Consider the following 15171-nt stretch of genomic DNA (forward strand, 5'->3'; position numbering starts at 1 on the left):
GGCCCGCCTTTTGGTGGGCCGTTGTGTTTCGGATACGTGATACGAGTGGCGAGGGACGCGCCGCTAGCGTACAAATTGTGGTTATTGACCACCCGGCTCTAAGGCTGACAATGCGACTGGCGTTCCCTACTTTATTGTTCACGGCCTTGGCCCTGTTGTTGAGCGTCACCGGTGTGACTGCAGCACCGCAACATGCGTTGACCGTGTACGGTGAACCGGCGAAGTATCCTGCCGGCTTTAGTCATTTTGCCTACACCAACCCGCAAGCCCCCAAGGGTGGCAAGATGCGCCGCTCGGCCGTCGAAATCGGTCATTTCGATCATATGTTGCCCTATATCGATAAAGGCATTGGCGTCACACAGATCGACGGCCTGCTTTACTCGCCCCTCGCCCAGCGTTCACTGGATGAGCCTTACACCGTGTACGGCCTGGTGGCACAGAAGATGGAGCGCTCGGACGACGGTTTGTTCCTGCGCTTCTACCTGAACCCCAAAGCCCGTTTCGCCGACGGCAAACCGATCACGGCCGAAGACGTTCGTTACACCTACGACCTGTTGATGACCCAGGGCAGCCTGCGTTATCGCACCCAATTTGCCGACGTCAAAGGCGTCGAAGTGGAATCACCTCTGACGGTTCGGTTCGACTTCAAAAGCAATGAAAACCGTACCCTGCCCCTCGATATCGCAACCTTGCCGGTGTTTCCCGAGCATTGGTGGAAGACTCGCGACTTCGCCAATGGGGGCGGTTACGAGCCACCTTTGGGCAGCGGCCCCTACAGGGTAGGCAAGGTCGACTCCGGTCGCAGCATCACCTTCGAGCGCAATGCCGATTGGTGGGGCAAGGATTTACCGGTCAGCCGCGGCCTCTACAACTTCGATCATTTCAGCATCGAGTATTTCGGCGATACCGACGTCGCCCGCCAGGTCCTGCGCGGCGGAGCCTACGACTACAACCGAGAATTTTCCGCCACCGGTTACTCCATCGGCTACGACGGCCCGGCCCTGAGTGACGGGCGCCTGCAAAAGGCGCATCTGGCAACGCAAGCTCCCCAAACGGCTCAGGGCTTTGTGTTCAACCTGCAAAACCCGCTGTTCCAGGACCGTCGAGTGCGTCAGGCGCTGGCCATGCTCTGGGATTTCGAGTGGAGCAACCGGCAGATGATGCGCGACATGTACATTCGCCAGCAGAGTTACTTTTCCAACACCGACCTCGCCGCCCGACAACTGCCGGACGCCGGCGAACTGGCGATTCTCGAACCGCTGCGCGGGCAGATCCCCGACGAGGTTTTCACCCAGGTTTTCCAAGCACCGAAAACCGACGGCAGCGGCGTGATACGCGACAAGCAGTTGCAGGCACTCGATTTGCTCGAACAGGCCGGCTGGAAACCCGATGGCGATCAACTGGTCAACGCCGAAGGCAAGTCATTGAGTTTCACTTTCCTGGTCAGCCAGAACGGCATGGACCGATTGCTGCTGCCTTATAAGCGCACCTTGAAACAGATCGGCATCGACATGAACATCCGCCGCATCGACTCGTCCCAATACGTGAATCGCCTGATGAGCCGCGACTACGACATGATCGTCACCGGCTACCCGGTCACGACGTCGCCCGGGGGTGAACTGCTCAATTACTTCGGTTCGGTCTCGGCCAACGACCCTGGCGCCAATAACTACATGGTGTTGAAAAATCCGGCGGTCGACACACTGGTCGCCGGACTGATTCGCGCCACCACCCAACCCGAAATGCTGCACTACGCCCACGCTCTGGACCGGGTGCTGCAATGGAACTACTACTGGATTCCCAACTATTACCCACCGGGCAGCTCCACCGTGTGGTGGAATCGTTTCGGCAGGCCCAACGAGCAAGCGAGCAATGACGAAGCCATCGAGAGCTGGTGGGAAATCAGCACCACGCCGCTGACCAACCAACAGATGACCGCTGAGCAAATCAGCCGTGGTAAACCCGGAGGGCCGCACTGATGTGGGCTTACATACTGCGGCGTCTGCTGCTGATCATTCCGACGTTGGTGATCATTCTTCTGGTCAACTTCATCATCGTTCAGGCCGCGCCGGGCGGCCCGGTGGAACAGGCTATTGCGCACTTGCAAGGCATCGGCGGCGCGAGTGTCGGTGGCGGTTCCGGCGAACGCATGTCCGGCACCTCCCGATCCAGTCGCGGCCTAGACCCGCAACTGATCAAGGACATCGAAAAGCAATACGGCTTCGACAAGCCGGCGCACGAACGCCTGTGGCTGATGCTCACCAGTTACGCGCGCCTGGACTTCGGCAAGAGCTTTTTCCGCGGCGCGACCGTCACCGACCTGATCCTGGAAAAAATGCCGGTGACCATTTCCCTTGGGCTCTGGGCGACGCTGATCACCTACCTGGTGTCGATTCCTTTGGGCATCCGCAAGGCCGTGCACCACGGCAGCCATTTCGATATCTGGAGCAGCACTGCGATCGTCATCGGCTACGCCATGCCTGCGTTCCTGTTCGCGATGTTCCTGATTGTGGTCTTCGCCGGTGGCACCTCGCTGAACTGGTTCCCGGTGCGCGGGCTGGTCTCGGACAACTTCGAATCGCTGTCGACCGTGGGCAAAATCGCCGACTACTTCTGGCACCTGGTATTGCCGGTGACTGCGCTGGTGATCGGCGGGTTCGCCACGCTGACCATCCTGACAAAAAACTCCTTCCTCAATGAAATCACACGCCAATACGTGGTCACTGCCCGCGCCAAGGGTCTGAGCGAACGCCGAGTGCTCTACGGTCACGTGTTTCGCAATGCCATGCTGCTGGTGGTCTCGGGGATTCCCCAGGCGTTTATCAGCGTATTTTTCGCCGGCTCCCTGCTGATCGAAGTGATCTTCTCCCTCGACGGCCTGGGTCGCATGAGTTACGAGGCCGCGGTTTCCCGGGACTATCCGGTGGTATTCGGTTCGCTGTTCATCTTCACGCTGTTCGGTCTCTTGATAAAACTGGTCGGCGACCTCTGCTACACCCTCGTGGACCCGCGTATCGACTTCGCCGCGAGGAACGCCTGATGTTCAAGCTCTCGCCGTTAGGTCGGCGTCGTTTCGAGCGCTTCAAGAAAAACCGTCGTGGCTGGTGGTCGCTGTGGCTGTTTGTCGGCCTGTTCCTGCTGACCCTCGGTGGCGAGCTGATCGCCAACGACAAACCGCTGATCGTCAGCTATCAGGGATCCCTCTACTTCCCGGCCCTGAAGCGTCATACCGAGCAGGAGTTTGGCGGGCAGCTGCCGTTCCAGGCGGACTACCGCAGCGATTATGTGCAGAAGCTGATTCACCAGGACGGTGGCTGGATGCTGTTCCCGCCAATCCCCTTCAGCGACGACACGCCGAACTATGACCTCAACCAACCGGCGCCCAGCCCTCCGACCAAGGTCAACTGGCTGGGCACCGACGATCAGGCGCGGGATGTGTTGGCCCGAGTGATTTTCGGTGCGCGGGTGTCGATCCTGTTTGCCTTGATGCTGACCTTTGTCAGCGCACTGATCGGCATCGCGGCCGGCGCCCTGCAAGGCTATTACGGCGGCTGGGTCGACCTGATCGGTCAACGGTTGCTGGAGGTTTGGTCGGGGCTGCCGGTGCTGTACCTGCTGATCATCCTGTCGGGGTTTGTCGAGCCTAATTTCTGGTGGCTGCTGGGGATCATGGCGCTGTTTTCCTGGCTGGCCCTGGTGGACGTGGTGCGCGCCGAGTTCCTGCGCGGGCGCAACCTGGAATACGTCAAAGCCGCCCGGGCGCTGGGCCTGACCGACCGCAAGGTGATCGTCCGGCACATCCTGCCCAACGCAATGAACGCGACGCTGAGCTACCTGCCGTTCATTCTGACCGGAGCGATCTCCACCCTCACGGCGCTGGACTTCCTCGGTTTCGGCATGCCTGCCGGCAGTGCATCGCTTGGCGAGTTGATCGGTCAAGGCAAGCAGAACCTGCAAGCGCCGTGGCTGGGGCTGACGGCGTTTTTCACCCTGGCGCTGATTCTTTCTTTACTGGTGTTTATTGGAGAGGCATTGCGAGATGCCTTTGATCCCCGGTCATGACGCGGACAGCTGATATGAGTAACAACCTGATCGAAATCCGTGACCTGCGCGTCGCCTTCAGTGGCCAGACCGTGGTGCGCAATCTGTGCCTGGACATCCGCCCCGGCGAATGCCTGGCACTGGTGGGCGAGTCGGGCTGCGGCAAGTCGGTGACCGCTCACTCGATCCTGCAACTGCTGCCCGAGACCGGCACCGAAACCACGGGCAGTATTCGCTACCGTGGCCGGGAGCTGGTCGGCGCTCCGGCCAAGGTATTGCGAGAACTACGGGGTAACCGTATCGCGATGATCTTCCAGGAGCCGATGACCTCGCTCAACCCATTGCACAGCATCGAAAAGCAGATCGGCGAAACCCTGCTGCTGCACAAGGGCCTGGCCGGTAAAGCGGCGCAAGCGCGGATACTCGAGTTGCTGCATCTGGTCGGCATTCAAAAACCCAAAGAGCGGCTCAAGGCCTACCCCCATCAATTGTCCGGCGGCCAGCGGCAACGGGTGATGATCGCCATGGCCCTGGCCTGCGAACCGGAGTTGCTGATCGCCGACGAGCCGACCACCGCGCTGGACGTGACAGTGCAACGCAAGATCCTGCTGCTGCTCAAGTCGTTGCAACAGCGACTCGGCATGTCGCTGCTGCTGATCAGCCACGACCTCAATCTGGTGCGCAGCATTGCCCAACGAGTCTGCGTGATGAAGGCCGGGGAAATCGTCGAGCAGGCACCTTGCGAAACGCTGTTTACCGAACCGAAACACCCTTATAGCTGCGTACTGCTGAACGCCGAACCGGAGGGTGAAGCCCTGCCTCGGGATGAGCGCGAGAACGTGCTGGAAGTGGACAATCTGCGGGTGCAGTTCGCCCTCGGTGGCGGGCTGTTTCAACGCAAGACTTATCTAAAGGCCGTGGACGGTATCAGCCTGAATATTCAGCGCGGCAAGACGCTGGGTATTGTGGGCGAATCCGGTTCCGGCAAGTCGACGCTGGGTCAGGCGATCCTGCGCTTGCTCGATTCCGAAGGCAGCATTCGCTTTCAGGGCGAGGCGCTGGACGGTCTGACGCAAAAGCAGCTGCGACCGTGGCGCAAGAAAATGCAGGTGGTGTTTCAGGACCCCTTCGGCAGCCTCAGCCCACGGATGTCCGTGGCGCAGATCATCAGTGAAGGCCTTGAGGTGCATAGCCAGCTAACCGCTGACGAATGCAAAGCCGAAGTGATTCGGGCACTCGAAGAAGTCGGCCTCGACCCGCAAAGCCGTCATCGCTACCCGCACGAGTTCTCCGGCGGCCAACGCCAACGCATCGCCATCGCCCGGGCACTGGTGCTGAAACCTGCGCTGATTCTGTTGGACGAACCGACTTCGGCATTGGATCGTACGGTGCAAAAACAAGTGGTCGCCCTGCTCCGCCAACTTCAGGAAAAACATGGCCTGACCTACCTGTTCATCAGCCACGACCTGGCGGTGGTGCGCGCACTGGCTCACGACATGATCGTGATCAAGGACGGCAAAGTCGTGGAAAGCGGTGCCAGCCACGACGTGTTCGATTCGCCGCAGCATCCGTATACCAAGGAGCTGTTGGCGGCGGCGCATCCGCGATAGTTCTACTGCACGCCCTGCTCCTGAGGGTTGAAGACGAACACCTGCCCCGGGATTGCGTTGAGCGTCACACGCATGATCGGGATGTAGCGGCCGGTCACTTGAAAATAATCCTTCTGGTCATTTTGCGCACCTGCCAGCCCGTTAGTACCGTGATGTGACAGGGTCGTATAGATGAACGCCTCTATTGGCAACTGATTGGGATTGTTCTGCGGCCAGGCGGCGAGAACCGGCTCGTTCCACCCAAGCCGGTCATTCGAATGCAGGCGTACCTCGATACTGAGTTGAAATTGCTGTGGGTCTGTATTGAACGCACAAGACGAATAAGGGTTTGCTGCATAACGCGCAACCCATGTCGCGACACTGGTAACACCCACTTCACTGCACAGGCCACCGTGGACACGGCATGTGTCTGACGACCCTGTCGCCGAATGCCCATCAAAGGGATAGGAGCAACGCAGACTTAATGGATTCCCCGCTGGCGCCGATTGTTCACGAATAACAAAGCCCTGCGCTTGATAGAGCTTGGTGACATATGTATCCGCTCTCAGGTAACTGAACGAAACGCCATTGCCCTTTACGGACCCCGGACTTGGATTCCACGAATGAAAGGCAGTCGATTGGTCTGTCGTGCGAATCAACACCCCATTGCAATAAAACGCTGCTCGTCCATCCCGGCATACCGGTGACGTATCGGCATACCGTGCGTTCAACCGGGCTGCCACTTGATACCCGACATACAGTTGATCGTTCTGGCTGAAACCAAAGAGGCTCTGTTGCGCATCATCGCGCTGCAACCGCAGGACCGGCAGCCACTCGCCGGTTGCCTGAAAGAAATCCAGTTGATCCTTCTGCGCCCGTCGTAGCGCGCCGGCCGTGCCCACGTCATAGAACAATGCCTGCACTGGCATCCGTGCTGGCAACGCATCATCCCAGTTCGTGACCAACGCTTCGGAGTCCGACACATCCGGCACGACATCAAGCTGCTTGCCCACTCCAATCGCCGTGAACACGCTGGTCAATACGAAACCGTTTAGGCGCTCCGCAGGCATCGGTGCACGATCTGTCCGCCAGTAGTCAAAACGTACACCGGCGGCATCCGCTTCCGGAGCGAGCGTCCAGAACGTGGCGGTCGGCACGGCGGGAGAACGACGCGCCAACACACCACTGCAGTGATACACCGTCGTGTCACCGACACAGACGCTGGACGTCTGCCGATACTGAGCATTGAGCAGCTGCGTCACTTGAGGCCCGGAAATCGCCCACGCCACTTGGACGGTGACCAGACACATCAACAGCCCGACAAAATACCGAACAACTTGCTTTCCTTGCGCCATGGCAAGCACTCCCGTTGAAATAACGTTGCCGATCAAGGACGGTTTTTCACGGGGAGCTTTGATCCGACGGGTCGTAGACAAAGGGTTTGCCGTCAGGCGAGTCGAGTGCGACGCGAAGGATCGGCACCGCTCGGGTGGTTTGCTGATAAAAGTCTTTTTGAATAAGCCGAGCCCCCACCAGCCCCGTAGAATTGGCGACCGTAAAAATCGCCTCCAACGGCAGTTGCTGAGGGATGTTCTGCGGCCATGCGGCGATGATGATCTCGTTCCACTCACGACTGCGGTTTCGCACGTCGACGTGCAACTGCACCTGTGCCGTCGTTACATTCAAGGAACATTTGCCGCTACCCTGTGCGTTGTAAGCCGCAACCGTGGTGATTCCCATCGAGTCGCAATACGGCCGGCAACTATCGGGAATACCGTTGGTTCCGGCATTCAGCGGGTAGAAACAACGAACCTGGGCCTGATAGGGCGTCGGTGCAGCCGCCTCCTTGAATATCAGACCTTGGACGCCCGCGATACGCACCATTCCCACATCAGCTCTCGCCCATGAAAACGAAACGCCGTTGCGCCCCACCGAGTTGGGGCTAGGGTTCCACGAATGAAACTGCGTTGAAGCGTCCGTGCCGCGAATCAGCACACCGTTGCAATAGAACGCCGCACGGCCGTCGCGACAGGTGGCGGATGTATCAGCAAACCGTGCATTGAGCCGGGAAGCCACCTGGTACCCGACATACAACTGATCCTGCTGATTAAAGCCAAATACCTGTTGCCCTGTGTCATTCAGATCAAGACGCAGAATGGGCAGCCACGCTCCCGTTGCCTGGAAGTAATCGCGCTGATCACGCTGCGCGGCGAACAAGCTCGCGGGCCAGCCACGGTCATAAAACAATCCCTCGACCGGCAACGACTGTGGCGCCTGCTCGTTCCAGTTGGTAACCAGCACTTCACCGCTCAGGCTCGGCTGCGTCACATCCAGCAGCTTGCCCAGGCCAATGGCGGTGAATTTGTCCATGAACACATACCCGTTCTGCAGCACGGACGAATCTCTCGCGATATCTTTGCGCAGATAAGCGAATCGCTCGGAACCGGCGCCGACCGCCTCTGGGCTGAGCATCCAGAAAGGTCGGCCCTGACTGACCTGCGAGCCACGCACCATAACCCCACTGCAATAGTAAGGCTGCGTATTACCGACGCATGAGGAAGTGTCGATGACATAGCGACTGTTGAGTACTTGCGCAACTTGCGGGCCGGTAACGGCCTGGGCAACTCCGCCAAACAGCAGGCAAAGCAATAGCGTGCTGTGAACCAGCAAACGATAGATGTTCATGGAGTTTCTCCTGGTGCTACGTCATGAGCGTTCTCAGCGCATGGAAATGCCCAAAACCTGATGTGACTCATTCAGGTCGACCGAGGTAGGGTTGGGATCCAGTGGGTCGTTCTCCGGCTTATCCAGATCGACGATCCATGCGGTGTTGGCCCCGTTGAGTTCACCGGTCCAAAATGGATAAGGCAGGCGCCCGAAGTAATCGGTCAGTGACCCTGCACTTTCGCTGTAAATATTCATCAACTGTCGCAGTTGGGCCAATGTGGCCGTATCCAGCCCGGCTGTGACGCAGGCGTCGCGCATTCCGGACCAATTGGCGGTGGCCGTCAGGAAGTGCAGTTGGCCTATCCCGGTAACAGTCAGGTTGTAGCGCTTGGTTTGGCCCTGACTATCGGTCGCACTGATCGTGCAGATGCCGTTGCCAGTGGCGGTCACATCTCCTTGTCGTCCCGCGCTGGCAACCGCGGTATCGCTGCTGGCGTATTCATAAGGTGCAACCCCCCATGCGGCCGCTCGGGTAAAACGGCTGAACGAAGGCGAGTTAAGCGGCGGTTTGCCGGTGACCACCACATAGTTGTAAGTACGTAGATCCAGCGTGTAGTCACCTTCAAAACCGGCTTTGATTTCAAGGGGCAATCCCCGCGAAGTGTGCAGGCGGTTTGCGTCGCGCCAGATTTCGTAGGACACCTGAATCTCGCGTCCCAGGTACTCGGCGAATCGCTCAAGACGCTCAAAAAACACTATCGGCTTACCGATCTGGCGATTGCTAACCGTGATGCTGTTGAACTGTGTAGCGGTACCTCCCGAGGTAATAAAAAGGCGTACCTGATCAAGGATTGCCATGTCGACGTACGCAGGCACCTGAACCGTCGTTTCCGCCTCCGGTGGTTGCGGATCCAGCGTTCCGTCGATGGCCCGATCGACGGTCGGAGCAGCCAGGGTTGCCATGACACCACTGATTTCTTCGCTCATTTCAGTCACCTCTAAGTCAGTCGGGCACTCGGCGTCCTCACGACGCACGAGTGACCGCAGGGTTGTTGTCAGGACTGTTGCAGGGCGGCCGGATCAACCTCCAGGCCGGCCATTTCCACGACCGGCGCCGTAGGATCCACATAAGACACAAAGCCATTGACCGCCGACGATCCCGCCAGGGCCGTTGCATGGCCCCATGTGACCACGCGTTTGTCGGACGTCAGGGCGATAAAGCCGTGGGAGTTGGTGTAAATGGCGACGACATTGACCAGTTGCGCACTTACCGGTGTGGTATCGCCGCCCAATGAGACATTGCCCCAGGCGAAGACCCGGCCGTCGGCGCACAACACGGCAAAGGCATGCGAGGTGCCCACCACCTGAATGGCATTGGTCAGAACAGCGATGTTCGCAGGAACCACCCCCGCAGGAGCCGGGCCCCAGGCAGCAACGCGGTTGTTTTCAGTGATGCCGGCAAACGCCTGCCACGTGGAGGCCACATCAACAAAGCGCAACGTGGCGATGCCCGGATAGCTGCTCAATACCCCACCGTGTGTGGATGCCCCCCATGGGAGGACATTTTTACCAGTGGTCAACGCCACGAACGCACGGGCATTGGCGCAGCACAGCCGTTCGATGTCTGTGCGGTTGGCAATGTCTGCCGGGAGGGTGCCGCCGTAGGCCGTGTCACCAAACGCGAATAGCCGTTTGGTCTTGGTGATGCCGCCAAACGCCCGGTAAGAAGCGATGATCTTGTCGACATTGATAACGCCTGGAACAGGGTTGGCGACGCCCCCTGCAGCGGCGAGCCCCCAGGCGGTGATAGTCCCGTCATTTCGCTCTGCCGCAAACGCCAGACCACCATTGAACACGCGCCGGATATTGGTCACGCCGCCCGTAGGCAGAGTGCCGCCGTTGGCTGCGTTGCCCCAACAGCGCACTTCCCCGTTGGTGGTCAGTCCGGCAAACGCGAATCCATTGCAGGCAATGGTCTGGAATCCGCTCGGATTGACGGAACCCATGCTACCGCCGGTGGCAGCGTCCCCCCATGGCAGCGCTATCCCTTCCTTGGTCAATGCCACATAAGCACCGCCGGTACAGAACACGCTTCGCAAGTTTTCGTGGATCAGATAGACCGCGGGGATATTGGCACCGTAAGTCCCGTTGCCGAACCCGCTCAGATCCCGGCCACCAGCGGCGCCTCCGCCTGTCACCCTGGCGTCGCGCAGAACCACCACCGCTGCCGCGCCGCTGGTATTGTCATCCACGCCATTGCCGCACACATTGACGGGGTTGAGTGTCATCTGGCTGGTGGTGGATCGCACCTGCAGGGCCTTGGCCGAATTCGTGTCGATAAAATGGTTACCGGCTACCCAAGTCGTATCGCCTACATAGCGCCATTCCGCGAGCATTGGCTGGAGTGTCTGCGCGTTGAACGCCCACATCACACTGGGCACACTCGAAGATCGATAAGTGTTGGAGTTATGGCGGGCACCCATGACTTTCAAGGCTCCCGATCCGATCACTCGGCGCACGTCGAACGATTTGGTGTCCGAGGCTTCAACCGGCCCGCCCACCTTGCGCTTGATGTTGTAGGCCAGAGTAAAGCTGCCTCCGTTGTTCTGATCGATGAGCGCCCGTGGAATCTTGAGGTTCAGTTCCCTGCTCTCATCACTCTTTAAGATGGTGCGGACAATCGGAGTACTGCCGCTGGGCGTGAGCGTGACGACATCCCCTTCCCGGAGTTGCGCGGTCACGCCGATCTGGGCATTCGCACCATCGGCGGCCACATCATCCGGGTTGATCTGATCCCGGTTGGCGCCTTGCGCTTCGCTGATGGCAGGCAAAGGCAACGCCGCCACTTGAATGCTCAGCAGCAATACGTCCGAAGGCTGTTCGCCGCCGGCAACGCGCTCGACGAGGTAGGAGACGCGAACGCCCAGGTTTTGATTGGCCTGCACGTACTGGTAGGGCACCTGGTGAGTGAACGGCTTGCCTGCATCGTTACCCGAAATCGGCCGTTCGTAAGCGTAATCACCGCTGGAGGCATCCCCGTCCCAGGACAGAATGAGGTAGTCGCCACTTTTCAGGTCGGCGCCATCGATCACCACAGAGGCGCCTTTAGTGATCGTGTCGCCAGGCTTCAATACACCGTCTTCGCTGGCCTCGAGCACTTTGGGTTTCGGTAAGGGCTGCTTCGCGCTGGCACCGATGCTGACCGTGGTGGTGGCTGCAAAACGCTCCGTTCCCGAGCCGTCCGTAGGTTCTGCCGAGTAACCGATCGTCAGCGTGTAACCGACATGCTCCTTGAGGAAATCATGTGGCAGGTAAAACGACACCGAAATGTCGACATCGCGGTCGTCGATATCGACCGAATCCTCATAACGCTGCGAGTCCGCCGGGTTATCCGATTGGTACCACAGATAAACGCTATGCCCCTTCATGTCCTTGAACGGCGGACATTGAAGCTCAGCATCCGCAAAGGGTGGCAACTGTTCGGGGTCCAGAACGCCGTCCACCGCATCCACAATGATGACGGCCTGCAGATCGGGCTTGGGTTCTCCGACGCGTACCGAATAGCGCAATGACTCGGCGGCCAGCGGGTCGTCCGCAGTGGAACCCACCTTGTAATAGACTTCCAGCGGCCCGCCGTCGATCTTGGAAAGAAAGCTCACCGGCATGGGAAAAGTCATGTCCCGTGCGGCCTGAGAACTGCTGATGCGTCGTCCACTGTCAAACAGATGGACAACCCCGCCTGGCGCCGTGCCAATGGCATAAAAATGCAGCCAGACCTGAGGGGCGATTGCCGCGTGGGGAGAAACGATCCCGGTCGCCGCTTTGGCGGGGTCAATCACGACGCCAGTAATTGGCAAGATCTTCGGTGCCGGCAGGTTCACAGCTGTCCCTTTGAGCCACACGGTGGTTCGACTGGAGCGCCGAGTGTCACCACTGCTTTTCTTGGTCAGCTCGTAGCGAAAGTAGATGTGTTCCCTGGCCAGCTGTTGAGCAAGCACGTTAGGCATAAAAAACCTGACAGTACTGTCAATTTGTATAACGGTCTTGGTCTCGGTGAACACAACAGACTCAACGCCGTCCTTTATCTTGGAGACCGACAGTTTGACGGTGTCCTGCAACTCGAAGGTCGGCGATCGGGTGACGACATCAACCTGGATGTCCTTAGTACCCAACGCCGCCAGGTCATAAAACAACTCACCAGTGACCGGGTCGACCTGCACCGCTTCCAGGATGACCGGACGCAACAGATCACCAATCACCTCGACATACACGGTGGTGCGCAACGACCAGTCGCTGGCACGGTTATGCACTTCATCGAGCGGCCGCCAGATGAAAATCTGGTCTCCGTTGCCGGCCTTCTGGATGACGTCCAACGGTACCTTTTGCTGGATTTCCTGGCCAACCTGATCAAGGCCCACCGTGATGTAAAACTCATACCCGCCCCAGCTGCAGGTAATGACGTCAAATTGCCGCATGTTCGGATAAGGCCGGATAGCGAATCTCACCCCTTCTGCGGACTCCGCCAGCTCCTTGGTCACTCCGCCGGCCGGAACATTGAGCAATACAGGCGCCAGAAGCCGGTAATGACCGGGGCGATCTGGCTGTGGATCCGCACCGCCGGGTAGCAGCGTCCTGATGAATACCTCCAGGAGTGGAGATGTTCCAAAGTTTTCGCTGTTGCGAGTAATGACGTACCAGAAGGTCTGAAAACCCGCTACGAGCAAATGCCCCGGCAAGAACACATGGGAGATCTCATTTTCCTGACCTTCCAGTAGATTGAACGACAGCAAGGGCGTCGGATCGAGACTGGAGAAGATCTGGATGTTGTCACCCTGTTTGGAATTGGTGTAGGGGTCCACGTTCACCAACAAACCATTGGCATTAGAAGTGATCATGCTGCGGTTGACGCCAAACCGGTTTGGATTGGGTGCACCGTCGGCATCGTGGATTTCCGGAATCTGACCCGGAATGTTAATCGGCGCCAGCGCCAGAACTCCCTCGCTTTGTTCTGAAAGCGATTCCGGCAACAACTCTTCCGTGGTCATTTGCAGTCTCCCATCTCAAGTAAGGCGCTCACTCGAGCAACAACCATAAGCGCCGGATGAGTGCATTGAGAGCCTGCTGCAACGTAGGCGCAACTGTCATAAATAACAGGTCAACGGGTGTTTCCGACGAACGGCACCTCCCTCCTGCTTCCATGTGCGGAATGAAAAAGAACACTGAAATGGTAACCAGGGAGCCCTCCCCGGCATAATGCCGCCCACGCCAACAGGCTCATTGCGCGCATGCCGGCGAGCCCACTCATTCTGGAAATGCGCCATGAACACCACCGAAAGCCTCAAGGACTACCAGCGCGTTCGCCTGCTGGCGATCCGTTCGTTGTTCGAGATCATCGAGCAGTCCAGCGAAGGCACGGTGATTGTCGACCGCGACGCCAACATCGTCTGGATGAACGAGCGCTATGCCCGACGCTTCGGCCTGGAATCGGCGGAGGTGGCGATTGGCAAGGCCTGCGAAAGTGTGATCCCCGGCAGTCTGTTGCGCGAGGTGGTGCGCACCGGTCGGCCGATCTTGCTCGACATGCAAGACACCCCCAAAGAACCACTGGTGGTGATGCGCCTGCCGATTCATGACGACGCCGGCGTGGTGATCGGCGCCATCGGGTTTGCGCTGTTCGACGAATTGCGCAGCCTCTCGCCGATGCTCAAGCGCTACATGAGCATGCAGGAAGAACTGGCCTCCACCCGCTCGCTGCTGCGGTCGCGGCAGACCAAGTACAACTTCGCCCACTTCATCGGCACCAGCGCCGCCAGCCTCGAAGTCAAACGCCGCGCCCGGCGCAGCGCGAGCGCCGAGTCTCCGGTGTTGCTGCTCGGTGAAACCGGCACCGGCAAGGAGCTGCTGGCTCAGGCGATCCACGGTGCTTCGCCGCGCGCGCACAAAGCCTTTGTCAGCATCAACAGCGCGGCGATTCCCGAATCGTTGCTGGAAGCGGAATTCTTCGGCACCGCGCCCGGCGCGTTTACCGGTGCTGATCGCAAGGGCCGTGCCGGCAAGTTGCAAATTGCCCAGGGCGGCACCCTGTTTCTCGATGAAATCGGCGACATGCCGTTGCCACTGCAAAGCAAATTGCTGCGGGTATTGCAGGAAAAGGAATTCGAGCCGGTGGGCTCCAACGAAGTGATCCAGAGCGATGTGCGGGTGATTGCCGCGACCTCCACGGATCTGGAAGCCGCGATCAAACGCGGCGAATTTCGCGCCGATCTGTATTACCGCCTCAACGTACTGCCGATCCAGGTCCCGCCGCTGCGAGATCGACTCGACGATCTTCCGGCCCTCAGTGAAGCGATCCTTGAGGAACTGCGCAGTCAGCACGAATTGAACCGCGAAGCCCTGGATCTGCTGGGTCAACATGCCTGGCCAGGGAACATTCGTGAACTGCGCAACGTACTCGAACGCGCCGCACTGCTCAGTGATGACTTGATGCTGAATGCCACGGATATCCGCGCGGCGATTGGGACGTTCACACCGGTAGAGCGCGTGGCGCCTGTAACGATTGAGTCGGTTGCGCATGAGACTTTCAGTGAGGCTCGAGAGCGGTTTGATCGACAGTTGATTGAAAGCACCCTTGCGCAATGCGGGGGGAAGGTGATTGAAGCGGCGGTGCGATTGGGGCTGGGGCGGTCGACGTTGTACAAGAAGATGGTGGCTCTTGGGATTGCGGAGTCTCTATAAAGAGACATACATCTCCACTTGTAGACAGACCATCGCGAGCAAGCTCGCTCCCACAGGTTGACCGCGCCGCGCAGAAGAATTCGGTCAAATGTGGGAGCGAGCTTGCTCGCGATGAGGCCGGCATTACCAATACAAGTCT

9 protein-coding genes are annotated in these 15171 nt (G+C 58.9%); 5 read left to right on the top strand and 4 right to left on the bottom strand.

Annotation, left to right across the window (positions count from 1 at the left end):
• Window positions 1–110 precede the first annotated feature (110 nt).
• From ACA079_RS18795 to ACA079_RS18810, 4 genes are read left to right on the top strand one after another with little or no spacing between them, the layout of a single operon-like run.
• Entirely contained in the window at window positions 111–1979 is a 1869-nt protein-coding gene (locus ACA079_RS18795) for an extracellular solute-binding protein (RefSeq protein ID WP_497700450.1), read from the top strand.
• Window positions 1979–3040 (top strand): microcin C ABC transporter permease YejB, encoded by a 1062-nt coding sequence (locus tag ACA079_RS18800; RefSeq protein ID WP_123368175.1) that lies wholly within the window; start codon window positions 1979–1981, stop codon window positions 3038–3040. Before ACA079_RS18795 ends, ACA079_RS18800 begins: the two co-directional genes overlap by 1 nt.
• The gene (locus tag ACA079_RS18805) at window positions 3040–4062 is read left to right on the top strand and encodes an ABC transporter permease (RefSeq protein ID WP_046048461.1); all 1023 of its coding nucleotides are present in this window, start codon (window positions 3040–3042) and stop codon (window positions 4060–4062) included. The genes ACA079_RS18800 and ACA079_RS18805 overlap by 1 nt, the downstream gene beginning before the upstream one ends.
• 14 nt (window positions 4063–4076) lie before the next feature.
• Window positions 4077–5651 carry an ABC transporter ATP-binding protein gene (locus ACA079_RS18810; protein WP_497700451.1) on the top strand — a complete coding sequence of 525 codons (1575 nt, stop codon included), beginning with the start codon at window positions 4077–4079 and terminating at the stop codon, window positions 5649–5651.
• 2 nt (window positions 5652–5653) lie between these two features.
• Here ACA079_RS18810 and ACA079_RS18815 read toward each other — a convergent pair whose 3' ends face one another.
• The 4 genes from ACA079_RS18815 to ACA079_RS18830 form a co-directional block, all read right to left on the bottom strand.
• Window positions 5654–6985 (bottom strand): hypothetical protein, encoded by a 1332-nt coding sequence (locus tag ACA079_RS18815; protein WP_497700452.1) that lies wholly within the window; start codon window positions 6983–6985, stop codon window positions 5654–5656.
• 46 nt (window positions 6986–7031) lie between these two features.
• Window positions 7032–8315 (bottom strand): hypothetical protein, encoded by a 1284-nt coding sequence (locus tag ACA079_RS18820; RefSeq protein WP_497700453.1) that lies wholly within the window; start codon window positions 8313–8315, stop codon window positions 7032–7034.
• 33 nt (window positions 8316–8348) lie between these two features.
• Window positions 8349–9284: an immunoglobulin-like domain-containing protein gene (locus ACA079_RS18825; protein WP_497700454.1), complete on the bottom strand. Its 936-nt coding sequence runs from the start codon at window positions 9282–9284 to the stop codon at window positions 8349–8351.
• Window positions 9285–9352: 68 nt separating this feature from the next.
• A complete protein-coding gene (locus ACA079_RS18830; RefSeq protein WP_497700455.1) occupies window positions 9353–13342 on the bottom strand; it encodes an RCC1 domain-containing protein in 3990 nt (1329 codons plus the stop codon).
• A gap of 274 nt (window positions 13343–13616) precedes the next feature.
• Between ACA079_RS18830 and ACA079_RS18835 the strand changes: the two genes are divergently transcribed.
• A complete protein-coding gene (locus ACA079_RS18835; RefSeq protein WP_497700456.1) occupies window positions 13617–15032 on the top strand; it encodes a sigma-54 interaction domain-containing protein in 1416 nt (471 codons plus the stop codon).
• The last annotated feature ends 139 nt before the right edge of the window (window positions 15033–15171 follow it).

The organism is Pseudomonas sp. LBUM1645, assembly GCF_059716185.1.

Bases quoted from the DNA above. Each gene is read 5' to 3' on its own strand.
- ACA079_RS18830 (WP_497700455.1), bottom strand. From the start codon at position 13,342: ATGACCACGGAAGAGTTGTTGCCGGAATCGCTTTCAGAACAAAGCGAG.
- ACA079_RS18815 (WP_497700452.1), bottom strand. From the start codon at position 6,985: ATGGCGCAAGGAAAGCAAGTTGTTCGGTATTTTGTCGGGCTGTTGATG.
- ACA079_RS18800 (WP_123368175.1), top strand. From the start codon at position 1,979: ATGTGGGCTTACATACTGCGGCGTCTGCTGCTGATCATTCCGACGTTG.
- ACA079_RS18820 (WP_497700453.1), bottom strand. From the start codon at position 8,315: ATGAACATCTATCGTTTGCTGGTTCACAGCACGCTATTGCTTTGCCTG.
- ACA079_RS18795 (WP_497700450.1), top strand. From the start codon at position 111: ATGCGACTGGCGTTCCCTACTTTATTGTTCACGGCCTTGGCCCTGTTG.
- ACA079_RS18805 (WP_046048461.1), top strand. From the start codon at position 3,040: ATGTTCAAGCTCTCGCCGTTAGGTCGGCGTCGTTTCGAGCGCTTCAAG.
- ACA079_RS18810 (WP_497700451.1), top strand. From the start codon at position 4,077: ATGAGTAACAACCTGATCGAAATCCGTGACCTGCGCGTCGCCTTCAGT.
- ACA079_RS18825 (WP_497700454.1), bottom strand. From the start codon at position 9,284: ATGAGCGAAGAAATCAGTGGTGTCATGGCAACCCTGGCTGCTCCGACC.
- ACA079_RS18835 (WP_497700456.1), top strand. From the start codon at position 13,617: ATGAACACCACCGAAAGCCTCAAGGACTACCAGCGCGTTCGCCTGCTG.